Raw genomic sequence first — 24,777 nt, forward strand, 5'->3', positions numbered from 1 at the left:
GCGTCACATCGACGCTATGGCCATCGTCAAAGTGACATAAACCGGTTATGATAGATAACGTCATTTCGACGAAAAGGCTCCTCCGCAGAGAAGAAAGGGTGCGTGACGTGACCACGGCCCACCCCGTCCAGGATCTCGACGTCCAGCCGACGCCCCTCGCGCTGCTCCTCCTCGGCCGCGAGGCCGACCCGAGGAGCGAGCGCGGTGTCGAGTGTCCCGGCGACCTGCCCGCCCCGTCCGACCCGGACCTCGTGGAGCGTGCCCGCGCCGCCAAGGAGAAGCTCGGGAACAAGGTGTTCGTCCTCGGCCACCACTACCAGCGCGACGAGGTCATCCAGTTCGCCGACGTCACCGGCGACTCGTTCAAGCTCGCCCGGGACGCCGCGGCGCGCCCGGAGGCGGAGTACATCGTCTTCTGCGGTGTGCACTTCATGGCCGAGTCCGCGGACATCCTGACCACGGACGACCAGCAGGTCGTGCTGCCGGACCTGGCCGCGGGCTGCTCGATGGCCGACATGGCCACCGCCGAGCAGGTCGCCGAGTGCTGGGACGTGCTGACCGAGGCCGGGATCGCGGACCAGGTCGTACCGGTCTCGTACATGAACTCCTCCGCCGACATCAAGGCGTTCACCGGGCGGCACGGCGGCACGATCTGCACCTCGTCCAACGCCGAGCGAGCGCTGGAGTGGGCCTTCGAGCAGCGGGAGTCCGGGGCCGTCAAGGTGCTCTTCCTGCCCGACCAGCACCTGGGCCGGAACACCGCGGTCCGGGACATGGGGATGTCCCTCGACGACTGCGTCGTCTACAACCCGCACAAGCCGAACGGCGGCCTGACCGTCGAGGAGCTGCGGAACGCGAAGATGATCCTGTGGCGCGGGCACTGCTCGGTGCACGGCCGCTTCTCGCTGGAATCCGTCGACGACGTGCGCGCGCGCATACCGGGCGTCAACGTGCTGGTGCACCCGGAGTGCAGGCACGAGGTCGTGGCGGCGGCGGACTACGTCGGCTCCACGGAGTACATCATCAAGGCCCTGGAGGCGGCCCCGGCCGGCTCGAAGTGGGCGATCGGCACGGAACTGAACCTGGTGCGCCGCCTGGCGAACCGGTTCGCCCCCGAGGGCAAGGAGATCGTCTTCCTCGACAAGACGGTCTGCTTCTGCTCGACGATGAACCGCATCGACCTGCCGCACCTGGTGTGGGCCCTGGAGTCGCTGGCCGACGGCAAGCTCGTCAACCGGATCCAGGTCGACCCGGAGACGGAGAAGTACGCGAAGCTCGCCCTGGAGCGGATGCTGGCACTGCCGTAACCGCGCGTCGGGCCCCTGTCCCGGCCCATCGGCGCCCGTAGCCCCGGCCTGTCCGGCCGCGGCCGCGGGCGCCGCGGCTTCTGAGCGGCCGGACCACGCCCACAACGGCCCTCTCCGGCCGCTCAGCCCCGCCATCACTGCCGCTGGAGCGGCGCCCGGCCGCACCGTACCGGGCGCCCTTCGCCTTCCGCGGGTCGCCTGGAACGGCTCCGCCGCAGCGGCGGGAGAGCAGGAGACACGGCGGACGCAACGGAACGGCCCGTCCCACGGGTGAACGTGGGACGGGCCGTTCCTGCGGTCGGCGGGCCGGTCGACCGGCCCGCCATCGCGTCGGCTACACGCCCGACGGCTCCGCCGTGCGTGTCTCCTCGGACGGGGCCGGGGTGCCCGTCTTCCCGGCGCGCTTGGCCGCCTTCTTCTTCGCGCGGCGCTCCTTGCGGAGCTCGACCATCGCGTAGAGCGTCGGCACCAGGAGCAGCGTCAGCAGGGTCGAGGTGACCAGGCCGCCGATCACCACCACCGCGAGCGGCTGCGAGATGAAGCCGCCCTCGCCGGTGACGCCGAGCGCCATCGGGAGCAGGGCGAAGATCGTCGCGAGTGCCGTCATCAGGATCGGGCGGAGGCGGTGGCGGCCGCCCTCGACGATCGCCTCGACGATGCCCAGGCCCTGGGCGCGGTACTGGTTGATCAGGTCGATCAGGACGATCGCGTTGGTGACCACGATGCCGATGAGCATCAGCATGCCGATCATCGCCGGGACACCCATCGGAGTGCCGGTGAGGACGAGCAGGCCGATCGCGCCGGTGGCCGCGAACGGGATGGAGACCAGGAGGATCAGCGGCTGGACGAGGGACCGGAAGGTCGCCACGAGCAGCATGAACACGATCGCGATCGCGGCCAGCATGGCGAGGCCGAGCTTCAGGAACGCGTCGCTCTGGTCCTCGGAGAGACCGCCGATGGTGGCCGTGGCGCCGTCCGGGAGCTTCAGGGCGTTGATCTTACTCTGGAGCTCGGTGCCGATCGCGCCGGTGTTGTCACCGACCGGGCGGGCCGTGATGGTCGCCGCGCGCTGGCCGTCGATGCGGGTCTTCGAGACCGGTCCGGGGACCAGTTCGACGTCCGCGATCTGGCCGAGCCGGACCGGGCCGAGGGGGAGCTTCTTCAGCTCGGCCATCGTGGTGGCCGGGTGGGCGGAGGTGACGACGACGTCGCGCTCGGTGTCGCCCATGATCGCCTTGCCGGCCGGGGTGCCGCTCACCGCTCCGGCGACGACCGCGCCCAGCGTGGTCTGGTCGAAGCCGGCGTCCGCCGCCTCGGCGTTGGCCTTGACGGAGATCCTGGGGACGCTCTGCGCGAGGTCGCTCTGGACGTCGGTGACGTCCTTCAGCCCGGCGACCTCGGCCCGTACCTGCTCGGACGCCTTCTTCAGGACGTCCGCGTCGGCGGCCTTGACCACCACGGCCAGATCCTGGCTGCCGAAGCCGTTGCCCGCCGACATGGTGGTGTCGCCGATGCCGTCGAGCTTGCCGAACTCCGTCTCCAGGCGCTTGCGTACGGCCTCGGCGTCGTCCGCGTCCTTCAGGGTGATCTGGTAGGACGCCTGGTTGGCGCCCGTGCCGCCGCCGAAGGCCGCCATGAAGCCGGAGGAACCGACGGTGACCTGGTAGTCCTCGACGCCCTTCTCGTCCTGGAGGACCTTCTCGACCTTCTTGGCCGCCGCGTCCGTGGCCGCCAGGCTGGTGCCGGGGGCCAGCTTCTGCGTGACGGACAGGACCTCCTGCTCGCCCGGGTCGAAGAAGTTGGTCTTGAGCAGCGGCGCCATGCCGAAGGTGCCGAACAGCACCGCGAACGCGATGACGATGCTGGTGATCCGGCGCCGGGTGGCGAACTGCAGGACCGGGACGTACAGCCGCTGGAGCCGGCTGCGGGCTTCCTGCTCCTCGGCCTGGCGGCGGGCCTCGTCCGGGTCCTGGGAGGTGCCCTTGGGGGCGCGCAGGAACCAGTACGACAGGACGGGGACCACGGTCAGCGAGACCAGCAGGGACGCCAGCAGGGCCGCGGTGACGGTCAGCGAGAACGAGCCGAAGAGTTCGCCGACCATGCCGCCGACGAGACCGATCGGCAGGAACACGGCGACCGTGGTGAGGGTCGAGGAGGTGACCGCGCCGGCCACTTCCTTGACGGCGGTGATGATCGCCGTCCGGCGTTCCTCGCCGTAGCCGAGGTGGCGCTTGATGTTCTCCAGCACCACGATCGAGTCGTCGACGACGCGGCCGATCGCGATGGTCAGCGCGCCGAGGGTGAGCATGTTGAGCGACAGGTCGCGGGTCCAGAGCACGAGCAGCGCGAGGACCACGGACAGCGGGATGGAGACCGCCGTGACCAGCGTGGAGCGCAGCGAGGCGAGGAAGAACAGGATCACCACGACGGCGAAGACCAGGCCGAGCGCGCCCTCGGTGGTGAGGCCGGATATGGCCTTGGAGACGGCGGGGCCCTGGTCGGAGACGATGGTCAGCTCGGCGCCGGAACCAAGGTCCCCCCGCAGGTCGGGCAGCTTGTCCTTGACCGCGTCCGAGATGGCGACGGCGCTGCCGTCCTTGTCCATCGTGGCCATCACGGCGAGGCTCGGCCTGCCGTTGGTGCGGGTGAGGGAGACCGCGGTGGCCGGCTCCTGCTTCACGGTGGCGACGTCACCGACCCGGACGGCCTTGCCGGGCTTGCCCGTGGCCGGGTCCGTCGCGGTGACCCGCAGGTCCTCGATCTGCTTCAGCGACGTGAACTGCCCGCCCACCTGGACGGTGCGGCTCTTGCCGGACTCGGAGAAGGAACCGGCCGGGATCGTCGCCCCGCCCGCCTTGAGCGCCTGGGAGAGCGTCATGGCGTTCAGACCGGATGCCGCGAGCTTCTGGGCGTCGGGAGTGACGGAGACCTGGAGGTCCCGCACGCCGCTCACGGAGACCTGGCCGACGCCCTCGATGTCCTCCAGCGCGGGAACGACCGTGCGGTCGAGCTGGTCGGCGAGCGCCTGCTGGTCCTTGTCGGAGGTGACGGCGAGGACGACGGTCGGCATGTCGTCCGTCGAACCGGCCACGACCTGCGGGTCCACGGTGTCGGGCAGCTGGGCCCGGGCGCGGTTCACCGCCTGCTGGATGTCGGCGACGAGCTGCTTGGTGCCCTCGCTGCCGAAGTCGAAGGACGCCATGATGACGGCGTTGCCCTCGCTCGCGGTCGAGGTGATGCCGGTGACGCCGTCGACCGCCTTGATGGAGTTCTCCAGCGGCTCGACGACCTGCTTCTCGACCACGTCGGGCGACGCGCCCTGGTAGGGGGCGAGAACCGACACCATCGGAAGGTCGATGGTGGGCAGCAGCTGCTGCTTGAGCTGCGGTATCGCGATCGCGCCGAAGACGAGGGCGACGATCGATATCAGTCCGATCAGGGCTCGTTGCGCGAGGCTGAATCTGGACAGCCAGGACATGGGTGGTGGTCTCTCTTCTGTGGCTTGCGCGGCAGGTGGGCGGCGGGTGGCTGGGGGACGGACCCGGCCCACGTACACGATCCCTCATGGCCGGGCCCGGAAGCCTCGGCCCCTGGGTCGCTTTCTCATGCTCCGCATACCGCAGCTGGAGTACGTCCTTTCTCCACCCCTCGCTGCACCCCGGGCGGGCTGCCGCTCCACCTCTGGGAGCACCCGCCCCCGCGACCACCCGCTCCACCCGGGCCGCTTCCTCATTCCGCGCGGGGCCGCACCAGTCCCGATTCGTACGCGATGACCACCAGCTGCGCCCGGTCCCGCGCGCCGAGCTTCGCCATCGCCCGGTTCACATGGGTCTTGACGGTGAGTGGACTGACGGCGAGCCGTTCGGCGATCTCGTCGTTGGAATACCCGCCCGCGACGAGGACGAGGACCTCGCGTTCCCGGCCGGTGAGCGCGGAGAGCCGCTCGGAGTACTCGGTGGCGCCCGCCCTCTCGACGCCGCCCGAACCGCCGCCCTGCGCGAGGAAGGTGGAGATCAGGCCCTTGGTCGCGGCCGGTGAGAGGAGAGCCTCGCCCGCGGCCGCGATACGGATGGCGGCGAGGAGTTCGTCCGGCTCCGCGCCCTTCCCGAGGAAACCGGACGCCCCGGCCCGCAGCGACTGCACCACGTACTCGTCCACCTCGAAGGTGGTGAGCATGACGACCCGCACGCCCGTCAGTTCCGGGTCGGCGCTGATCATGCGGGTCGCGGCGAGGCCGTCCGTGCCGGGCATCCGGATGTCCATCAGCACCACATCGGCGCGGGTCGAGCGGGCGAGTTCCACGGCCTGGGCGCCGTCCGCCGCCTCCCCGACCACCACCATGTCGGTCTCCGAGTCGACCAGCACCCGGAACGCGCTGCGCAGCAGTGCCTGGTCGTCCACGAGCAGCACCCTGATGGGCGGTGTCATGCGTTCTCGTCCTCCCCCGTCCGGCCGGTCCGGCCCGCGGCGCCCGCCGCACCCGCCGTGCCCGGTGCGTCCCGTTCGTCCGGCTCCGCCGTACGCGCCTCGACGGGCAGGATCGCATGGACGCGGAATCCGCCGCCGTAGCGGGGCCCGGTGGTGAGGGTGCCGCCGAGCGCGGTGACGCGTTCCCGCATGCCGAGCAGGCCATGGCCGCCGCCACCGCCCCCACGCGAGTCGGGTCCACCGTCCGAGTCGGGTCCACCGCCGCGCGCATCGTGACCGCCGCTGCCCGGTCCGTTGTCGATCACGGTGATCTCCACGACGGCTCCGACGCGTACGACGCTGATCTCGGCCTTCGCGCCCGGACCCGCGTGCTTGCGGACGTTGGTCAGGGCCTCCTGGATCACCCGGTACGCGGCCAGGTCGACGGCCGCGAGCAGCGTGGGCCGCCCGTCCGCACAGGCCACCTCCACCGCGAGGCCGGCCCGCCGCACGGTGTCCACCAGTTCGTCGAGGACCGCGAGCCCGGGGGCCGGTTCGGTCGGTGCGGCCGGGTCCCCGGACTGCCGCAACAGGCCGACGGTGGCCCGGAGTTCGTCGAGCGCGGACCGGCTGGCCTCCCGGACGTGGGCCAGCGCCTCCTTGGCCTGGTCGGGACGCCGGTCCATGACATGAGCGGCCACCCCCGCCTGCACGTTGACGAGCGCGATGTGGTGGGCGACCACGTCGTGCAGATCGCGGGCGATCCGCAGTCGTTCCTCCGCCACCCGGCGCCGGGCCTCCTCGTCCCGGGTCCGCTCGGCTCGTTCGGCGCGCTCCCTGATCGCGTCGACGAAGGCGCGCCGGGAGCGGACGGCGTCCCCCGCGGCGCAGGCCATGCCGATCCAGGCGAATACCCCGAAGTTCGCCTGCCCGTACCAGGGTCCGGCACCGAAGCACATGGCCGTGGCGGTCAGCGCGACCGCCATGAGCAGACCGACCCGCCAGGTGGTGGGCCGGTCGGTGCGCGCGGCGACGGTGTACAGCGCGATCGCGTTGGTCATCACCACGGGCGACGGCGGATCGGAGAGCACCAGCTCGACGACGGACAGCACGGTGGTGGCGACCAGCACCGCCATGGGATCACGCCGTCGCCAGACGAGCGCCGCGGCGCCGACCGCCATCAGCAACACATCGCCGGCGTCCGCGCGGCGGGCGTCGACGCCCGAGCCGTCGGGCATGTCGGGATGGATGAACGACACGGTGAGCATGGTCAGAAGGATGATCAGCGCGAGCGCCGCGTCCATGGCCAGAGGGTGTTCGCGCAGCCAGTTCCGGGCACGCGGAACGCCGGTTCCGAGGGTGGTCACGTCGGGCTACGTTACGACGTGTCGCGCATGGTCCGGCCCGGTCGCCGGAAGGTTCCGGACACGACCGTGCCCCGGGTTCCCGGCTGACCGGCGACCCGGGGCACGAGCCGACGCGCGGGCCGACGGGCGACGCCGTACGGACACGGGCCCGTACCGCGCGGATGCCCGCGACACGGATGCGCGCGGGCGCGGATGCGTGCGGCACGACCCCGTGCCCGTGCGGGTACGGGGTCGTGCCGGTGCTGGAGGGCGAGGAGCGCGTGTCAGCCGGGGATCAGACCTTCGTCACGGAGCATCGCGCGCACCTCTTCGAGAGTCGCGTCGGGCGACGGCAGGATCAGATCGGACGGTTCCAGGGCGTCGTCCGGCAACGGCGTTCCGAGTTCGCGCACCTTGTCCAGGAGCGCGTGGAGGGTGGAGCGGAAGGCCGGGCCGTCGCCGCTCTCCATCTCGGTCAGCAGTTCGTCGTCGAGCTCGTCGAGCTCGGCGAGATGACTGTCGGCCAGGGCGACCTGGCCCTCCCCCATGATCCGTACGATCATGACGCTGCCTCAGCTCTTGTCGAACTTGTGCGGGGACTGGGACGCCTGCCGCTGTGCCGCGTCCTGCGGGCCGCCCTCGATCGCCTGCTGCGGGGCGGAGCCGCCGGCCAGCTCGGCCTTCATGCGCTGGAGCTCCAGCTCCACGTCCGTGCCACCGGAGATCCGGTCCAGCTCGGCCGCGATGTCGTCCTTGGCCGTGCCGGTCGGGTCGTCCAGGGCGCCGGACGCGAGGAGTTCGTCGATCGCGCCGGCCCGGGCCTGGAGCTGCTGGGTCTTGTCCTCGGCCCGCTGGATCGCCAGACCGACGTCACCCATCTCCTCCGAGATGCCGGAGAACGCCTCGCCGATCCGGGTCTGCGCCTGGGCGGCGGTGTAGGTGGCCTTGATGGTCTCCTTCTTGGTGCGGAAGGCGTCGACCTTGGCCTGGAGCCGCTGGGCGGCGAGGGTCAGCTTCTCCTCCTCGCCCTGCAGCGTGGAATGCTGCGTCTCCAGGTCGGTGACCTGCTGCTGGAGCGCGGCACGCCGGGACAGCGCCTCGCGGGCCAGGTCCTCCCGGCCGAGCGCGAGCGCCTTGCGGCCCTGGTCCTCCAGCTTGGCGGACTGCCCCTGCAGCTGGTTCAGCTGCAGTTCCAGCCGCTTGCGCGAGGTGGCCACGTCGGCGACACCGCGACGCACCTTCTGCAGCAGCTCCAGCTGCTTCTGATACGAGTAATCGAGGGTCTCGCGCGGATCCTCGGCCCGGTCAAGGGCCTTGTTCGCCTTCGCGCGGAAGATCATCCCCATACGCTTCATGACACCGCTCATGGGCTTCGCGCGCCCCCTTCTGACGGACTGAGCTCCAGCACTCCATACAGAACCCACAGTACGGGCCCTACCTCTATTACCGCACTGTTCGAGCACCGATGTGCTCCTCCCCAAGGACGACTGCGCCCGGTCGCCGGTCCGGCCCAGGGAGTAGGGCGGGTCCGGGGGCCGCCGCGACATCCGGGACACCGCCGCCGTATCCGGGCGGGGAAACCCCCGGTGACGCCGGTGAGGACGCGGTCCGTTGCCGGATCGTTCCCGACCGGCCTGGGGTCGCGGCGAGCGACCCCGTACCCTTGGGCCTTGTGTTCCGTAGCCGTTCGAAGGAAGAGAAGGCGCCCACCGGCAAGGTGACGGCGGACCTCTCCAAGCAGCCCCGCGACCCGCAGGCCCCCAAAGGTCGCCCCACCCCCAAGCGCAGCGAGGCCCAGTCGCAGCGCCGTCGTGCCTCCAGCGGCGCGCCGCTGGACCGCAAGGAGGCCGTGCGACGGCAGCGCGAGGCGCGCCGTGCGGACCTTGCGCGGCAGCGTGAGGCGCTGGCCAACGGCGACGAGCGCTATCTGCCGGTTCGCGACAAGGGGCCGGTGCGCCGCTTCGTGCGCGACTTCGTGGACTCGCGTTTCTGCGTCGCGGAGTTCTTCCTGCCGATGGCCGTGATCATTCTGATCCTCAGCGTGATCCAGGTGCAGAACATCCAGACCATCTCGCTGCTGCTCTGGCTCTTCGTGATCGTGCTGATCGTCGTCGACTCGATCGGCCTGGCGTTCCGTCTGCGGAAGCAGCTGAACGCCCGCTTCCCCGACACCCCCAAGCGCGGCGCGGTCGCGTACGGGCTGATGCGCACTCTCCAGATGCGTCGGCTCCGGCTGCCGAAGCCGCAGGTCAAGCGCGGAGAACGACCCTGAGCAGAGACACCTCCGGACCGGTCGGCGGTCCACCCGCCGGCCCGCCGGGCGACATCGCCCCCGTCACCGGCTTCTCGGGAGCGTCCTCGGCATGGCTGAAAGGGCTCGGGGGGCTGCGCAACACGGTCCGCCAGGAGCTCGTCGCCCGCCAGATCGACGAGCAGATCGCGGCCCGCTTCCCGGTCGGTCAGCGGCTGCGCGTCCTCGACGTCGGCATGGGGCAGGGCACCCAGGCGCTGCGCCTGGCCAGGGCCGGCCACACCGTGACGGGCCTGGAGTCGGACGCCGGGATGCTGCGGGTGGCGCGCGAGGCGCTCGGCGGCGAGCCCGCGGGCATCCGTGAACGGGTCCGGCTGATCGAGGGCGACGGCCTGGAGACCGGGGTGCACTTCCTGCCCGGCAGTTTCGACGTGGTGCTCTGCCACGGCGTGCTGATGTACGTCGGGGAGCCGGACGCGATGCTGGCCGGTCTGGCCCGGATGCTGGCCCCCGGCGGACTGCTCTCGCTGCTCGTACGGAACGCCGACGCGCTCGCGATGCGCCCCGGCAACGCCGGGGACTGGGACGCGGCGCTGGACGCCTTCGAGACGGACACGTACACCAACCGGCTCGGCCTCACGGTCCGCGCCGACCGGCTGGACGCCCTGACCGCCACGCTCGCCGGGATCGCGGCTCCCCTGCACGCCTGGTACGGGGTGCGCGTCTTCACGGACAACGTGAGCAACGACGTGGAGCTGCCGGCCGCCACCGAACTGGAGCGGCTGCTGGCCGTGGAGGACCGGGCCGGGCGGACGGATCCCTACCGCCGGGTGGCCGCGCTGCTGCATCTGTGCGGAGTGCGCGGCTGAGAACGGTCGCGTGCGGTGCGCGATGGCGGATCCGCTGTACGCGGCCGGGTCTGCCGCGCACGATGCGCGACCGGGACCGCCGTGCGCGGTGCGGGACCGGGACCGCCGATGCGCGGCCGGAGCCGTCGTCCTGTGCGTCGTCCCTGGTGAGCGGCCGGATCGGTCGCTCCGCTCGTCCCTGGCGGGGCACTCGGTCGGCGGAGCCCGGCGGGCCGTCGGCGGGTGGCGAGGCGATGATCCGGACATGGACGCATTCCACTCCCGCCACCGCTCGCGTCGGCTGCTGCTCCCCCTGACCACGGGTCTCTGCGCGATCGCCCTGGTGAGCGGCTGTTCGGGCGAGGGCTCCGGTTCGCCCGAGCCCGGCGTCACCACGACGGCCTCGTCGCGGCAGGGCCCCGTGTCCCAGCCGTCCGGCGACGCCGACGATCTCCAGGCCCAGTACGAGGCCGTGATCAAGAACGTGCTGCCGTCGGTCGTGCAGATACAGGCCTCCAACAGCCTGGGCTCCGGCGTCGTCTACGACTCCAAGGGCCATATCGTCACCAACGCCCACGTGGTCGGCACGGAGCGGCGGTTCCGGGTCACGGTCGCCACCGGCGAGAAGGCCCAGGGCGCCTCGCTGGTGGCCGCGTACCCCGAACAGGATCTGGCCGTGATCAAGCTCGACACCGTGCCGAGGGGGCTGAGGGCCGCCACGTTCGGTGAATCGGAGAAGGTCGAGGTGGGGCAGATCGTGCTGGCGATGGGCTCGCCGCTCGGTCTGTCGTCGAGCGTCACCCAGGGCATCGTCTCCGCGGTCGGCCGGACGGTCAGCGAGGGCAGCTCGGGCGGCGGGACCGGCGCGACGATCGCGAACATGGTGCAGACCTCGGCCGCGATCAACCCGGGGAACAGCGGGGGCGCGCTGGTCAACCTGAACAGCGAGGTGATCGGCATCCCGACACTGGCGGCGACGGACCCCGATCTGGGTGGCGGCGCGGCGCCGGGGATCGGGTTCGCGATCCCGGCGTCGATGGTGAAGACGATCGCCGACCAGATCATCAGGTACGGCCGGGTCATCGACTCCGGCCGGGCCGCCCTGAACATCACCGGGCGCACGGTCGTCAACCAGAACTACCAGCCGGCCGGGGTGGCACTGGTGGAGGTGACGAGGGGCGGAGCCGCGGAGAAGGCGGGGCTGCGGGCCGGCGACGTCATCACCAGGATCAACGACACACCGATCACGACGATCACCTCCCTGTCGGAGGCACTGGCCTCGGACAAGCCCGGCCAGAAGGTCACGGTGACGTACCAGCGCAACGGGCGGGAGGCGACGGCCCGGGTCACGCTGGGCGAGATCTAGTCCGTGCCGTCCCCCCGCCGTCCTTCGGCCGGGCGACGGCGCTCGGACGGCACGGCCCGGCGCACCGCCCGGCGCCGGGCGGGCCCCGCCGCGAGGCAAGGGCCCGGCCGGCCGTCGGACGCGACCGCGTACCGGGCCCGGCGACGCGGCGACCGTACGAGCCCGGAGCGGGACGCACGGCCGCGGCGTGCCGGGCCGGGCCGGGCCCGACCGGACCGACGGACGATCTGCCGGTGCGGACCGCGCGACCGGCGCACCTCGGACCGGGCGCACTTCGGCCGGGCCGAGCTTCAGCCGGCCGCGCCCGTCGTCGCGTACCGGGGCCGGACCGCCCGGGGCCGGGGAAGGCGGTCAGCCCTGTTCCGCCCGGTCGGCGTCGAGGCTCATGGGTCCGTAGACCTCGGTGGCGTCCTCGAAGAGCGTCACCTGCTCCGTCCCGCCGTCGAGGAGCTCCTTCCAGTTCTCACCGATCCAGGACTCCGCGTCGCCCTGCGTGGTGAATTCCTCCGGTCGCGGGGCCGGCTCCGTCTCCGTGCCGTCGGACTTCTCGAACCGCCATGTCCACGCCATGCCCGCCTCCTGGGTCTCTCTGCTGCCCGCAGCCTAGGCCCTGCCGTCGAACTGCCGCCTGCCACACACGCTCGCGGCCTGGCCGGAGTCGTCCTCGTACGCCCGGTACGAGGAGGACCCTCAGCCGCGCGCTCGCACGCGCCGGACGACGGCGGTTCGGAGGCAGGCCCTGGTCCGCCTCCCGGCGAAGTCTGCCCCGCCGCGCGGCCCGGCACGCACCCTCGCGGTGGCGGCCCGTGCGGGAGCGGTCGTGCCGCGAGAGTCCGCGTCCGGCACGGGGCGGGGCGTGCGTCTGCCCGGTGAACGCCCAGGCCGCGCATCGGCCGCGCGGACGCGGGAGGATCGGAACGTGGAACTGACTCTGCTCGGCACCGGCGCCCCCGACGGGCTGCCGAGGCCCCAATGCCCTTGTGCCGCCTGTGCGACCGCCCGTGGAACGCGTTCGAGGGCGGCGACCGCGCTGCTGGTCGACGACGCGCTGCTGCTCGACCTCACACCCGGCGCCGTGTTCGCCGCCGCCCGCGCGGGCCACTCGCTCACCGGGGTACGGCAGGTGCTGCTCACCCATCCGCACGACGGGCCCGCCGTGGAGCTGCCCGCCGGGCTGCCTCCCGCGGGGCGGGTGCCGGACGGGCGGGAGCTGACGCTGATCAGCGGACACCGGGTGCGGGCGGTGGCGATGGACGCCCCGGGGACGGGCTACGAGGTGACCGGGCCGGAGGGCGTCCGGCTGCTCTACCTGCCGCCGGGCGCGGCGCCGTCCGGTCTCACGGACCGGGTGACGCAGCCGTACGACGCCGTGGTCGGGGACGTGGTCGGGCGGCCGGACTCGGTGGCGCGGCTGCGGGCCGTCGAGGCGATCGGCCCGCACACCGAGATCATCGCCGTCCATGTGGACCACGACGCACCGCCCGGCGCCGAGCTGGACCGGCGGCTCGCGACCGCCGGGGCACGGGCCGTGCCGGACGGGACGACGCTGGTGGTGGGCGAGTACCGGACGCCGCCCCGGACGCCCCGGCGCACCCTGGTGACGGGCGGTGCCAGGTCCGGGAAGTCGGTGGAGGCCGAGCGGCGCCTGGAGACGTACCCCGAGGTGGTGTACGTGGCGACCGGGGGCATCCGGGAGGGGGACGCGGAGTGGGCGGTCCGGATCGGGCTGCACCGGGAGCGCAGGCCCGCAGCCTGGCGCACCGAGGAGACCTGTGAGCTGGTGGAACTGCTGGAGTCGGACGGTCCCCCGCTGCTGATCGACTGTCTGTCGCTGTGGCTGACGGACGCGATGGACCGGGTGGACGCCTGGGACGACACGGCGTGGGCGGGCGGCGGGCGGAGCGCGCTGCGCGAGCGGACCGCCGAACTGGTCGCCGCGGTGCGCGGGACGCGCCGCACGGTCGTCGCCGTGACCAACGAGACCGGCTCGGGGGTGGTGCCCGCGACGGCCGCCGGGCGGCGGTTCCGGGACGAACTGGGCCGGTTGAACGCGGCGTTCGCCGACGAGTGCGAACAGGTGCTGCTGGTCGTGGCCGGTCAGGTGCTGACGCTGCGCGGCTGACGGCGACGACAGCGGCCGGAGCGCCGCGGCGACGGACGTACGCGAGGAGGGGGACGAGGAGAACGACCAGGACGAGGAGGAGCGGTCATGGCGCGGATACGGCCGATGCTGAGCGGGGTCCCCGAGACCCTGCTGTGGACCCTCTACAACCGGGCTTACGAGGCGGGACGGCGCTATCCGGTGCTGGACGATCCGATGGCGCTCCGGCTGATGGAGACGCTGGACTACCCCTTCGAGGAGCGGTTCGGACGCCCGAACGCGTTCTACTCGCAGCTCCAGGGGCTGCGTTCGCGCTGCTTCGACCTGGCCGTGCAGGCGTACCTTGCCGAACGCCCCCGCGCCACCGTGGTCGCGCTCGGGGACGGCCTGGAGACCGGTTTCTGGCGGGTCGACAACGGTCTGCTGAACTGGCTGAGCGTGGACCTCCCGGAGGTCGCCGAACTGCGCCGGGAGCTGCTTCCGGCCACGGACCGGTCGCGCGTCCTGGCCCGCTCGGCGACCGATCCGGCCTGGCTCGACGAGATCGAGGACCCGCGGGGCCGCGGCGTCGTGGTCACGGCGCAGGGGCTGCTGATGTATCTGCGTCCGGCGGAGGTGCGGGGGATCCTCGCCGCCTGTGCCGAGCGGCTGCCCGGCGGTGCCCTCGTCCTGGACTCGATGGCCCGCCGTCCGGCCGGGTACACGCTGACGGGGCGGTGGCGGGTCGGCGGGATGACCATTCCGCCGATGCGCTGGGCGATGGACCCCGGCGAGCGGCCCAAGCTGCGCGGCGCCCATCCGGGGATCACCGAGGTGCGGGCGCTGCGGCTGCCGCGCGGGCGGGGCGCGATGGGCGAACTGATCCGGCTCCAGTCGCTGCTGCCGGGGGTGCGGGCCCTGACGCCCGCGATCACGCGGCTGCGGTTCGGGGACTTCGGGGACACGGGCCCGGCCCCGCGATGACGCGGCCGTCGCACGACGGCCGGGCACCGCACCGGACGCGGAGCCTCGTGGCGGCCGGGGACCGGAAACGCTCCGGGTACTGTTCCGCAGTGGGCCCGCCGCCGGGCCCGCGGACCCATCACGTATCCCCGACGTACCGACGTATCGACCCGCGAGGCAGATCCCGTGAATCTGGACGACTTCTCCGACCTGATCGAACGCCCCGACGGCGGCGTACGGCGCGATGCCGAGGAACGCCGGGAGCGCCTGGTCGTCCCGCCGGGCGCGCTCGGCCGCCTGGACGAGCTGGGCGAGTGGCTCTCGGCCGCCCAGCAGTCCGTGCCGGTCAAGGCCATCGAGCGGCCGCGCGTGGTGCTCTTCGCCGGTGATCACGGGGTGGCCGAGCTGGGGGTCTCGGGGCGTGCGGCCGGCAGCGCGCACGAACTGGTGCGGGCCACGCTGGAGGGCGCGACCCCGCTCGCCGTGCTGGCCCGGCAGTTCTCCGTACCGGTGCGGATCGTGGACGCCGGTCTGGACTGCGATCCGGAGCTGCTGCCCGAGTCCGTGGTCCGCCACCGGGTGCGGCGGGGCAGCGGCCGGATCGACGTCGAGGACGCGCTGACTGCCGAGGAGGCCGAGCGGGCGGTACGGCTCGGCATGGCGATCGCCGACGAGGAGGCCGACTCGGGCACGGACCTGGTGGTGCTGGGCGATCTGAGCGTGGGCGGTACGACGGCGGCGGGCACGCTGATCGCGGCGCTGTGCGGCACGGACGCCTCGGTGGTCACCGGGCGCGGCGGGGCGGGCATCGACGACCTGGCGTGGATGCGCAAGTGCGCGGCGATCCGGGACGCGCTGCGGCGGGCCCGGCCGGTCCTCGGCGACCAGCTGGAGCTGCTGGCCGCGGTGGGCGGGGCGGACCTGGCGGCCATGACCGGGTTCCTGCTCCAGTGCGCGGTGCGCAGGCTGCCGGTGATCCTGGACGGTGTGGTCTCGGCGGCCTGTGCGCTGGTGGGCCAGCGGGCGGCCTTCCGGGCGCCGGACTGGTGGCTGGCGGGCCAGGCGAGCGGTGAGCCGGCGCAGGCCAAGGCCCTGGACCGGATGGCGCTCAACCCGCTGCTGGATCACGGCGTCATCGTGGGCGAGGGAAGCGGGGCCCTGCTCGCGCTCCCGCTGGTCCGGGCCGCGGCCGCGCTGGCGGCGGAGCTCCCTGAGCGCGCGTCCGACGCCGAGGAGGGCGACACCGGCGAGGAGTCCGGCGAGGACACCGGAAGCGGCGAGGGCGAGGACACCGGGACCGAGGGGAAGAGCGGCGTCGGCGGAAGGACCGGCGGGACGACCGTCGGCTGACCGGTCCGGCGAGGCCCTGATCGGCGGCCGGCGGATCCGGCGGGCCGTGGTCGACGGACATCGGCCGCGGCCCCGCTCTCTCACACGACGCGATGCACCATATGATCGCTTTTCATGGGAGAGGTCCGATTGTCCACCGTGGAATCCGGGCGGGACGGCACCCGGGCACCGAGCACCGTCCGGTCACGCCGCTGCGCCGCGTACACCATCTGGTACCTCCGGGTCGTCTCGTTCATCAATTTCCTGAGCGCGGTCTGGGTCACCCTCGGCAACGACCTGCGTCGCCACAACACCGCGAACCTCTTCACCCCCTACCTGCTCACCGCGGGCTTCTCCTCCGGGGTGGTCGCGCTCTTCCTGGCGATCACCATGCGCCGCCGCAAGCGGGCCGCGTGGATCGTGAACATAGTGGTGAGCAGCCTGCTGTTGCTGCTCTTCGCGCTGGTGATCCCGTTCCCGGAGGTACGGCGGTACCCGCAGAACTGGGTGTCGCTGGCGCTGACCGCCGTGTTCGTCCTGGCGCTGCTCCTCGGGCGGCGCGAGTTCTACGCGAAGGGCGACCGGTCCAACCCGAAGCTGGCCGCCGCCGTCGCGGGCGGCGGACTGCTGGTCACCTCGCTGATCGCCGCCGGCCTGGTCACCCTGACCAACACCGCCCACGACGAGTACCGTTCGACGTTCCTGGACCGCTGGCGCTACGGCACGCTGCGCCTCGTGTCGATCGCCGAGAACGACGTGCACTACGACGGGATCACCACGCCCGGCTGGGTCGACGTCACCATCAACATCCTCTCCACGCTGCTGTTGATCGCCGTCGTGTACGCGGCGTTCCGGTCCCGTCGGGCGGTCGACCCGATCACTCCCGAGGACGAGGCCCGGCTGCGGGCGCTGCTCGACGGGCACGGGGAACGGGACTCGCTGGGCTACTTCGCGCTGCGCCGGGAGAAGAGCGTCGTCTGGTCGCCGACCGGCAAGGCGGCCGTCGCCTACCGGGTGGTCGGCGGGGTCTCGCTGGCCTCGGGGGATCCCATCGGCGACCCGGAGGCATGGCCGGGGGCGATCGCCCCGTGGCTGGACGAGGCCCGCGAGCACGGCTGGATCCCGGCGGTGATGGGGGCGAGCGAGGAGGGCGGCACGATCTACGCGCGCCACGGCCTCGACGCGCTGGAGCTGGGCGACGAGGCGATCGTGGAGACCGCCGAGTTCACCCTGGAGGGCCGGGCGATGCGGACCGTGCGCCAGGCGTACAACCGGGTCCGGCGGGCCGGGTACACGGTGACCGTGCGCCGGCACGAGGACATCCCGGCGGACGAGATGGCGGAGCTGGTGCGCCGCGCCGACGACTGGCGGGACGGGGAGACCGAGCGCGGCTTCTCGATGGCGCTGGGCCGGCTCGGCGATCCGGACGACGGCCGGTGCGTGATGCTCGAATGCCGTGACGCGCCCGGGGAGGAGGGCGGCCCCGGCAGGTTGCGGGCGCTGCTGAGCTTCGTCCCGTGGGGGCCGCACGGTCTCTCGCTGGACCTGATGCGCCGTGACCGGGACTCCGAGAACGGGCTGGTCGAGTTCATGGTCATCGAACTCCTGCGACGCGCCGAGGAGATCGGGATCACTCAGGTCTCGCTCAACTTCGCGATGTTCCGGTCCGTCTTCGAGAGGGGGTCGCGGCTCGGCGCCGGACCGGTGCTGCGGCTGTGGCGTTCCATGCTCGGCTTCTTCTCGCGCTGGTGGCAGATCGAGTCGCTGTACCGTGCCAACGCCAAGTACCGGCCGATCTGGGAGCCGCGCTTCATGCTCTTCGAGAAGAGTGCCGACCTGCCCCGCATCGGCCTGGCCGCGGGCCGCGCCGAAGGGTTCCTGGAGGCGCCGGGGCTGCCGAAGTGGCTGCACCGCTCGCAGCTCGGGGCGGGGGGATGAGACCCGGGCGCGGACTGCGCGGGGCGGCCCGACGCGAGTGGGAGCCACTGGCGCGGACCGTGCGCGCGGGGCTCGTGGCCGCTCGGCTGCGGGCCGTCCCCCTGACCCTCGCCGCGGTCTGTCTGACGGCGCTGCTGCACGCGGTGCAGAGCCGGCCCTGGGGGGTCGGGGCGGTGCGGGCGCTGGGGGCGGTGCGGGCCGAGGACCCGTTCTGGGGGGCGCTGCTGCGCACCCCGTTGTCGCTGTTCGTCCCGGCACTCGACCTGCCGGTGTGGGGGGCGCTGGCGCAGATCCTGGTGGTGTTCGGGATCGCCGAGATCTGTCTGGGCCGGTGGCGCATGCTCGCCGTCGCGTACGTCGCCACCCTGGCCGGGACGTTGTACGCGCGGATCGGCATCGCCCTGGGCCCGGACGGCCCGCTCGGGCTGCCCGCGTCCGACGCCCGGATCGTCGACACCGGTCCGTCGGCCGCGGTGGTCGGTCTCGCCGTGTACGTGTGCTGCGTCTACCGGGCGTGGTTCACCGGCGTGCTGGTGATCGTGGCGATGGTGGTCGAGGTGTTCCTCAAGAACAACCTGGCCGGGAAGGAGCATCTGGCGGCGATCGCCGCGGTGCTCGTGCTGTGCGTCGTCACGGTCGCCCGGCACCGGCGTCGGGGCCGTGACGCGGACCGCCGCGCTCAGGAGTCGCGCCGTCCGCGGGCCGGGACCCGGTCCGGCGCGCCGCCGATGAGGTCCTGAAGTCTGCGGCGCGGCCCCGCCCAGCGCACGTCGTGGTGGTAGGCGCGCAGCACCGCCCGGGCGCGGGCCCGGTGCCGGCCGCGGTAGAACCGCCTCGCCCACACCGAGGTCGGCCGGGCCAGCCGGATCGCGCCGATCAGCGCGACGAACGGGACGAGGGTGCCGAGTACCGCCATCCTCGCCTTGCCCTTGAACAGGGCGATCAGCACGAAGCAGAAGTTGACGACCAGGGTCAGGACGACCCCGAGCCTGCTCATCTGCTCGTCACTGCTCAGTTCGTTCACGCCGAGCGGCGAGAACCCGGCGAGGACCAGCAGCACGAGCGCCGCGGTGAGCACCACGACCTCGACGCTCTGCCGTCCCTCCTCGGTCCAGTACACGTCGTCGAGGTGGAGGATCAGGGCGAACTCGTCCAGCACCAGCCCCGCGCCCGTGCCGAAGACCACCGCGCACACCGCGGCGCTGATGCCGTGGCGTCCGCTCGCGACCGCCCCGAAGCCGCCCACGATGCTCAGCACCACGCCGGGCACCACGTGATGGACGTGCAGCCCACCGGGCGTGATGTTGCGGAACGGGCCCTTCCCCGCCCTGATCATCCGGGTGACGACCCGGGTGACGGCGAAGGTCAGCACGAAGGCGGCCAGCGCGAGGAGCAGGGGCAGCTTCCCCGGCTCGATGATGTTCCGGTCGAACCAGTGACCCATGCCACCCACCCCCGACAAGCCGCTTTCGTCATGGTTCGTCATGGTTGGCCGTGTTTCATCCGGCCGCCGTCCAATCTATCGGCCGGTCGCAGCGATTAGCCTGCGCGCCGTGACCTTCCTGAACAGCCACGGCCCGCGCTTCGCCTTCGGCACCCTGACCGTGATCCCCGTCCGCGTCACCCGGTGGGACCGGGACACCGCCCGCGCCGGGATGCTGTGCGCCCCGCTCGCCGGTCTGGTGGTGGGAGTGCTCGCGGCGGCGGCCGGTGCTGCGCCGCTGCTGCTCGGCTCCGGGCCGCTGCTCGCCGCGGTGGCGTCCGCCGCCGTGCCCGCGGTGCTGACCCGGGGGCTGCATCTGGACGGTCTCGCGGACACCGCCGACGGTCTGGGCAGCGGCAAGCCGGCCGACGAGGCGCTGCGCGTCATGAAGCGGTCGGACATCGGCCCGTTCGGCGTGATCACGCTGCTGTTCGTGCTGCTGGCCCAGGTGGCGGTGCTCCAGCAGTCGTACGGGCGGGGCTGGGCGCACGGCGCGGCGGCGGCGGTCGTCGCCGCGGTGGCGGCCCGGCTGGCGCTCACCCTCGCCTCCCGCCGGGGCGTGCCCGCGGCGCGTCCGGAGGGTCTGGGCGCGGCGGTGGCCGGGACCGTCCCGGTGGCGGGGGCGGTGGCGACGGGCGTCGTGGTGGTCGCGGCGTGCGCGGGGGCGGGTGCGCCGCTGGGCGGGTACGGGGCGGCGGCGCACCACGCGCTCGCCGTACTGGCCGCCCTCGCCGCCGCCGACCTGCTGCTGCGGCACTGCGTCCGGCGCTTCGGCGGGGTGACCGGGGACGTCTTCGGGGCGCTGGCCGAGACGGCGGCGACGACGGCGCTGGTGGTGCTCGCGCTCGGGTAGGTCCCCCGCGCGACGGGCGGAGCCATGACCGCCCACTGGTCCGGCGCGAGGGGCGGGGCTACGGACGGGCCCGGCCCGTGTGCGACGGGCGGGGGCTACGGACGGGCCCGCGGGCACTCCTGACGCCAGACGCCCAGGTCGTACTTCTTCCGCAGCGAACTGAGGCCCAGCCGCTTCGAGTCGGCGCAGAACCGGGCGACCGGCAGTTCGTACTCGACGTGGAAGACGGCCTTGCCCGCCTTCACGAACGGGGTCAGCGCCTCGCACTCCTCGTACTGAGCGCACTGCTCGTTGACCGCGAAGTCGAAGTCCGGTTCCAGCTCCGGGATCTGGCCGAGGTCGTTCTTCAACCCGACGGCGAGTCCGTGACGGTGTGCGATCCGGGCGATGAGCCGGTTGTAGCGCAGCTGGTCCCGAGCGGTGAGCGGGAAGCCCGTGCGGTTGCGATAACCGTCCATGTTGTCGGGCTCCACCGCGTCGAAGCCCTTCTCCGCGCACATCTCGATCCGCTTCTCCATCAGCGGTTCCAGGATGTCGGTGCGGCGGATGTCGAGCCACCACTCCCCCTCCCAGCCGTTGCTCTCGCCCCGCACCGACTTCGGGAACCTCCCGGCGTCGGGGCGGAAGTCCTCCCAGGCCCCGGTGGACAGGTAGCAGATCACCTTGCGGCCCCTGCGGTGCAGATCGGCGACGGCCGGCGCCCCGTGGTCGAAGCCGTCGATGTCGTACACGGGGACGTCCACCGTGGGGTCCAGCCCGCCGGAGAGCTGCCACTGCCAGGCGGTGCCGGGCTCGGGCCGCCAACGCGCCTCCTGCCCGCCGGGCTTCTCCCCGGTCCTCCCGCCGGACTTCCCGGAACTCGCGGCGGACGTTCCGCCGGGTTCCGGGGCGGCGGTGCAACCGGCCAGCAGGGCCAGCAGGGCCAGGACCACGGTCGGCAGTACCGGGCCCGGACGTGTCGGGCGGGCGGCTCCTCGGGCGCGCATGGTTCTCCCTCTCGGGTGCGGCATTCCGAACGACCCTACTTCCACCGCGTGTTCACCCCGTACGCCCCCGCCGCATGTCCGTGCGACCCGCCGCCCGGGCCTCCGCCGACGGCCGTCCGCGAGCGCGGCCCGGGCCACCGCGCCGTTCTTCGACGGCCCGCCGCCGTGTTCCCGCAGCAAAGGCGCGCGTAGGCTCATTCCCGGCACATCGCGACGGCGTCTACGATGCGCCGGGCATGGTCGGCCCACCCCTCGACCGACAACGAACTCAACGGAAGCGAGATTTCACCACCGTGACTGCTCTCACTCTCAGCACTGCCGGTGCGGCGACGCTGCGCGCCGACGCACTCGTCGTCGGCGTCGGCAAGGGCGCCGGATCCAAGTCTGGGGGCCTGGTCCTCGCACCGGGCGCCGAGGCCGTGGACAAGGCGTTCGGCGGGAAGCTCGCCACCGTCCTGGAGGCCCTGGGCGCCACCGGTGCCGAGGGCGAGGTGACCAAGCTCCCCGCGCCCGACGGCCTCAAGGCCCCGGTCGTCCTGGCGGTCGGACTCGGTTCCGCCCCGGACAAGGACGAGGCGTACGACGCCGAGGCGCTGCGCCGGGCCGCGGGCTCGGCCGCCCGCGCGCTGGCCGGTTCGAAGAAGGCCGGTTTCGCGCTGCCCGTCGAGTCCGCCGAGGACGCCGGGGCGGTCGCCGAGGGCGCGCTGCTCGGCGCGTACGCGTTCACCGCGTACCAGGGCGGCGAGGACAAGGTCGCGCCCAAGGGCAAGAAGAACGGCACCGGCCCCAGGCTGCCGCTGGGCGAGGTCGCCCTGCTCGGCGCCAAGCCGCGCGACAAGGCGTTCAAGGCGGCCGCCGAGCGTGCCGTCGCGCTGGTCGAGGAGATCAACCGCGCCCGCGACCTGATCAACACCCCGCCGAACGACCTGTACCCCGAGTCCTTCGCCGCCGTGGCCGCCGCCGCGGGCAAGGAGCACGGCATCAAGGTGCAGGTCCTCGACGAGAAGGCGCTCGTCAAGGGCGGCTTCGGCGGCCTGCTCGGCGTCGGCAGCGGCTCGGTCAACGGCCCGCGCCTGGTGAAGCTCGCCTACACGCATCCGAAGGCGGAGAAGACCCTGGCCCTGGTCGGCAAGGGCATCACCTACGACTCGGGCGGCATCTCCCTGAAGCCGGCCGGCCACAACGAGACGATGAAGTGCGACATGAGCGGCGCCGCCGCCGTGTTCGCGGCCGTCGTCGCGTCCGCCCGTCTGGGCCTCCGGGTCAACGTCACCGGCTGGCTGGCGCTCGCCGAGAACATGCCGTCGGGCAGCGCCACCCGCCCCGGCGACGTGCTGCGCATGTACAGCGGCAAGACCGTCGAGGTCCTCAACACGGACGCCGAGGGCCGCCTGGTCCTCGCCGACGCGCTGACCCGCGCCTCGGAGGAGAACCCGGACGCGATCGTCGACGTGGCGACGCTGACCGGCGCGATGATGCTGGCGCTGGGCAACCGCACCTTCGGCATCATGGCGAACGACGACGCCTTCCGCGCCTCCGTCCACGAGATCGCCGAGGAGGTCGGCGAGGCGTCCTGGCCGATGCCGCTCCCCGCGGACCTGCGCAAGAGCATGGAGTCCGCGACGGCCGACATCGCCAACATGGGCGAGCGGATGGGCGGCGGCCTGGTGGCCGGCCTGTTCCTCCAGGAGTTCGTGGGCGAGGGCATCGCCTGGGCGCACCTGGACATCGCGGGCCCGGCCTTCCACGAGGGCGCGCCGTACGGCTACACGCCGAAGGGCGGCACCGGTTCCGCGGTCCGCACGCTGGTGAGGCTGGCCGAGCGCACGGCCGCCGGCGACCTCGGCTGAGGTCGCGTCACGCGGACGACCATCGGCCCCGGGCATACGCCCGGGGCCGTTCGCGTTCCCCCCGTGGCACCACGGCGCGGAGGAGGGTTTCGCTCTCGACGAAACTTGATGGGCACAGCACCTCACTACGCAGCGGTAACCGTCCGGGACGGATGATCGTCCTTCCCAGACCCGGGCCCCGCGTCCCGCCACCCGTCGACAAGTGCGAAGATGGGTTCTCGGCAGGACAGGGCCCCCACCACAGGGCCGAACAACAAGCGGCCGCACACCAGCCGACCGGCCGGTCATCCCCCAGCGACGGGGCCCGGCGTACGGCGCACATGCATGGAGGACGTGACGTGGCGAACGACGCCAGCACCGTTTTCGACCTAGTGATTCTCGGCGGCGGTAGCGGCGGTTACGCCGCGGCCCTGCGCGGGGCGCAGCTGGGCCTGGACGTCGCCCTGATCGAGAAGGGCAAGGTCGGCGGCACCTGCCTGCACAACGGCTGCATTCCCACGAAGGCCCTGCTGCACGCCGGCGAGATCGCCGACCAGGCGCGCGAGGCCGACCAGTTCGGTGTCAAGGCCACCTTCGAGGGCATCGACATCGACGCCGTCCACAAGTACAAGGACGACGTCATCTCGGGCCTGTACAAGGGCCTGCAGGGGCTCATCGCCTCGCGCAAGGTGACGTACATCGAGGGCGAGGGCCGGCTCTCCTCCCCCACTTCGGTGGACGTGAACGGCCAGCGGGTCCAGGGCCGCCACGTGCTGCTGGCGACCGGTTCCGTGCCGAAGTCGCTGCCGGGCCTGGAGATCGACGGCAACCGCATCATCTCCTCGGACCACGCGCTGAAGCTGGACCGCGTCCCGAAGTCGGCGATCGTGCTGGGCGGCGGCGTCATCGGCGTCGAGTTCGCCTCGGCGTGGACGTCCTTCGGCACCGACGTCACGATCATCGAGGGCCTGAAGCACCTCGTCCCGGTCGAGGACGAGAACAGCTCGAAGCTCCTGGAGCGCGCCTTCCGCAAGCGCGGCATCAAGTTCAACCTCGGCACGTTCTTCGAGAGCGCCGAGTACACCCAGGACGGCGTCAAGGTCACCCTGGCCGACGGCAAGACCTTCGAGGCCGAGGTGCTGCTGGTCGCCATCGGCCGCGGCCCGGTCTCGCAGGGCCTGGGCTACGAGGAGGCCGGCGTCGCGACGGACCGCGGCTACGTCCTCGTCGACGAGTACATGCAGACCAACGTGCCCACCATCTCGGCCGTGGGCGACCTGGTCCCGACGCTCCAGCTCGCGCACGTCGGCTTCGCCGAGGGCATCCTGGTCGCGGAGCGCCTGGCCGGTCTGAAGACCGTCCCGATCGACTACGACGGCGTCCCGCGGGTGACGTACTGCCACCCCGAGGTCGCCTCCGTGGGCATCACCGAGGCCAAGGCCAAGGAGCTCTACGGCGCGGACAAGGTCGTCGCCCTGAAGTACAACCTCGCGGGCAACGGCAAGAGCAAGATCCTGAAGACCGCGGGCGAGATCAAGCTCGTCCAGGTCAAGGACGGTGCGGTGGTCGGCGTCCACATGGTCGGTGACCGCATGGGCGAGCAGGTCGGCGAAGCCCAGCTGATCTACAACTGGGAGGCGCTGCCGGCCGAGGTCGCGCAGCTGATCCACGCCCACCCGACCCAGAACGAGGCGATGGGCGAGGCCCACCTGGCTCTGGCCGGCAAGCCCCTCCACTCCCACGACTGATCCAGTCGACCGGGCGCGACGACCGACCACTTCCGCACTTTCG

General features: G+C 72.5%; 20 protein-coding genes. 12 read left to right on the top strand and 8 right to left on the bottom strand.

The genetic code is table 11. The annotated features are described in order from the left end of the window. The first annotated feature begins 107 nt into the window (after window positions 1–107). Window positions 108–1,307 (top strand): quinolinate synthase NadA, encoded by a 1,200-nt coding sequence (gene nadA / locus AB0E67_RS07660; RefSeq protein ID WP_362022311.1) that lies wholly within the window; start codon window positions 108–110, stop codon window positions 1,305–1,307. Window positions 1,308–1,641: 334 nt separating this feature from the next. On the opposite strand, the gene AB0E67_RS07665 is transcribed toward nadA, so the two are convergent. The 5 genes from AB0E67_RS07665 to AB0E67_RS07685 form a co-directional block, all read right to left on the bottom strand. Then, window positions 1,642–4,785: an efflux RND transporter permease subunit gene (locus tag AB0E67_RS07665; RefSeq protein ID WP_362022314.1), complete on the bottom strand. Its 3,144-nt coding sequence runs from the start codon at window positions 4,783–4,785 to the stop codon at window positions 1,642–1,644. A gap of 251 nt (window positions 4,786–5,036) precedes the next feature. Further along, window positions 5,037–5,735: a response regulator transcription factor gene (locus tag AB0E67_RS07670; protein ID WP_362022317.1), complete on the bottom strand. Its 699-nt coding sequence runs from the start codon at window positions 5,733–5,735 to the stop codon at window positions 5,037–5,039. Further along, window positions 5,732–7,081, bottom strand: a complete 1,350-nt coding sequence (locus tag AB0E67_RS07675; protein ID WP_362022320.1) for a histidine kinase — start codon at window positions 7,079–7,081, stop codon at window positions 5,732–5,734. Before AB0E67_RS07675 ends, AB0E67_RS07670 begins: the two co-directional genes overlap by 4 nt. A gap of 263 nt (window positions 7,082–7,344) precedes the next feature. Next, window positions 7,345–7,623, bottom strand: coding sequence for a hypothetical protein (locus AB0E67_RS07680; RefSeq protein ID WP_362022323.1), 279 nt, complete (start codon window positions 7,621–7,623; stop codon window positions 7,345–7,347). Between the two features lie 9 nt (window positions 7,624–7,632). Then, entirely contained in the window at window positions 7,633–8,415 is a 783-nt protein-coding gene (locus AB0E67_RS07685; RefSeq protein WP_073782216.1) for a PspA/IM30 family protein, read from the bottom strand. Window positions 8,416–8,732: 317 nt separating this feature from the next. On the opposite strand from AB0E67_RS07685, the gene AB0E67_RS07690 reads away from it, so the two are divergent. From AB0E67_RS07690 to AB0E67_RS07700, 3 genes are all read left to right on the top strand, one after another. Beyond that, on the top strand, window positions 8,733–9,332 hold the full coding sequence (locus AB0E67_RS07690) for a DUF3043 domain-containing protein (protein WP_351523813.1): 600 nt from the start codon (window positions 8,733–8,735) through the stop codon (window positions 9,330–9,332). Window positions 9,333–9,445: 113 nt separating this feature from the next. Beyond that, the gene (locus tag AB0E67_RS07695; RefSeq protein ID WP_362023557.1) at window positions 9,446–10,180 is read left to right on the top strand and encodes a methyltransferase domain-containing protein; all 735 of its coding nucleotides are present in this window, start codon (window positions 9,446–9,448) and stop codon (window positions 10,178–10,180) included. Between the two features lie 244 nt (window positions 10,181–10,424). Then, a complete protein-coding gene (locus AB0E67_RS07700; RefSeq protein ID WP_362022326.1) occupies window positions 10,425–11,525 on the top strand; it encodes a trypsin-like peptidase domain-containing protein in 1,101 nt (366 codons plus the stop codon). Window positions 11,526–11,876: 351 nt separating this feature from the next. Here AB0E67_RS07700 and AB0E67_RS07705 read toward each other — a convergent pair whose 3' ends face one another. Continuing rightward, window positions 11,877–12,095: a hypothetical protein gene (locus AB0E67_RS07705; protein ID WP_362022329.1), complete on the bottom strand. Its 219-nt coding sequence runs from the start codon at window positions 12,093–12,095 to the stop codon at window positions 11,877–11,879. A 349-nt stretch (window positions 12,096–12,444) separates the two neighbouring features. Here AB0E67_RS07705 and AB0E67_RS07710 point away from each other — a divergent pair, with 349 nt between their 5' ends. The 5 genes from AB0E67_RS07710 (at window position 12,445) to AB0E67_RS07730 (ending at window position 18,575) form a co-directional block, all read left to right on the top strand. After that, on the top strand, window positions 12,445–13,647 hold the full coding sequence (locus tag AB0E67_RS07710) for a bifunctional adenosylcobinamide kinase/adenosylcobinamide-phosphate guanylyltransferase (protein WP_362022331.1): 1,203 nt from the start codon (window positions 12,445–12,447) through the stop codon (window positions 13,645–13,647). Window positions 13,648–13,734: 87 nt separating this feature from the next. Beyond that, window positions 13,735–14,589: a class I SAM-dependent methyltransferase gene (locus AB0E67_RS07715; RefSeq protein WP_362022333.1), complete on the top strand. Its 855-nt coding sequence runs from the start codon at window positions 13,735–13,737 to the stop codon at window positions 14,587–14,589. A 165-nt stretch (window positions 14,590–14,754) separates the two neighbouring features. Beyond that, window positions 14,755–15,918, top strand: a complete 1,164-nt coding sequence (gene cobT, locus AB0E67_RS07720) for a nicotinate-nucleotide--dimethylbenzimidazole phosphoribosyltransferase (protein WP_362022336.1) — start codon at window positions 14,755–14,757, stop codon at window positions 15,916–15,918. Between the two features lie 114 nt (window positions 15,919–16,032). Beyond that, complete coding sequence (locus tag AB0E67_RS07725; protein ID WP_362022339.1) at window positions 16,033–17,835, top strand: phosphatidylglycerol lysyltransferase domain-containing protein; 1,803 nt, start codon at window positions 16,033–16,035, stop codon at window positions 17,833–17,835. Then, window positions 17,832–18,575, top strand: coding sequence for a hypothetical protein (locus AB0E67_RS07730; RefSeq protein ID WP_362022342.1), 744 nt, complete (start codon window positions 17,832–17,834; stop codon window positions 18,573–18,575). The genes AB0E67_RS07725 and AB0E67_RS07730 overlap by 4 nt, the downstream gene beginning before the upstream one ends. Here AB0E67_RS07730 and AB0E67_RS07735 read toward each other — a convergent pair. Further along, window positions 18,515–19,279 carry a hypothetical protein gene (locus AB0E67_RS07735; RefSeq protein ID WP_362022345.1) on the bottom strand — a complete coding sequence of 255 codons (765 nt, stop codon included), beginning with the start codon at window positions 19,277–19,279 and terminating at the stop codon, window positions 18,515–18,517. The genes AB0E67_RS07730 and AB0E67_RS07735 overlap by 61 nt on opposite strands. Window positions 19,280–19,388: 109 nt before the next feature. On the opposite strand from AB0E67_RS07735, the gene AB0E67_RS07740 reads away from it, so the two are divergent. Beyond that, window positions 19,389–20,171: an adenosylcobinamide-GDP ribazoletransferase gene (locus AB0E67_RS07740; protein WP_362022348.1), complete on the top strand. Its 783-nt coding sequence runs from the start codon at window positions 19,389–19,391 to the stop codon at window positions 20,169–20,171. A gap of 95 nt (window positions 20,172–20,266) precedes the next feature. On the opposite strand, the gene AB0E67_RS07745 is transcribed toward AB0E67_RS07740, so the two are convergent. Then, a complete protein-coding gene (locus AB0E67_RS07745) occupies window positions 20,267–21,157 on the bottom strand; it encodes an endo alpha-1,4 polygalactosaminidase (RefSeq protein ID WP_362022351.1) in 891 nt (296 codons plus the stop codon). 293 nt (window positions 21,158–21,450) lie between these two features. Here AB0E67_RS07745 and AB0E67_RS07750 point away from each other — a divergent pair, with 293 nt between their 5' ends. Together AB0E67_RS07750 and lpdA are read left to right on the top strand one after the other, a co-directional pair. Beyond that, entirely contained in the window at window positions 21,451–23,007 is a 1,557-nt protein-coding gene (locus tag AB0E67_RS07750; RefSeq protein ID WP_362022353.1) for a leucyl aminopeptidase, read from the top strand. A 338-nt stretch (window positions 23,008–23,345) separates the two neighbouring features. Next, on the top strand, window positions 23,346–24,734 hold the full coding sequence (gene lpdA, locus AB0E67_RS07755) for a dihydrolipoyl dehydrogenase (protein WP_362022356.1): 1,389 nt from the start codon (window positions 23,346–23,348) through the stop codon (window positions 24,732–24,734). Window positions 24,735–24,777: the final 43 nt, after the last annotated feature.

Origin of the sequence: Streptomyces sp. NPDC032161 (genome assembly GCF_040636995.1) — a bacterium.
In the GTDB taxonomy this organism is placed as follows: domain Bacteria; phylum Actinomycetota; class Actinomycetes; order Streptomycetales; family Streptomycetaceae; genus Streptomyces.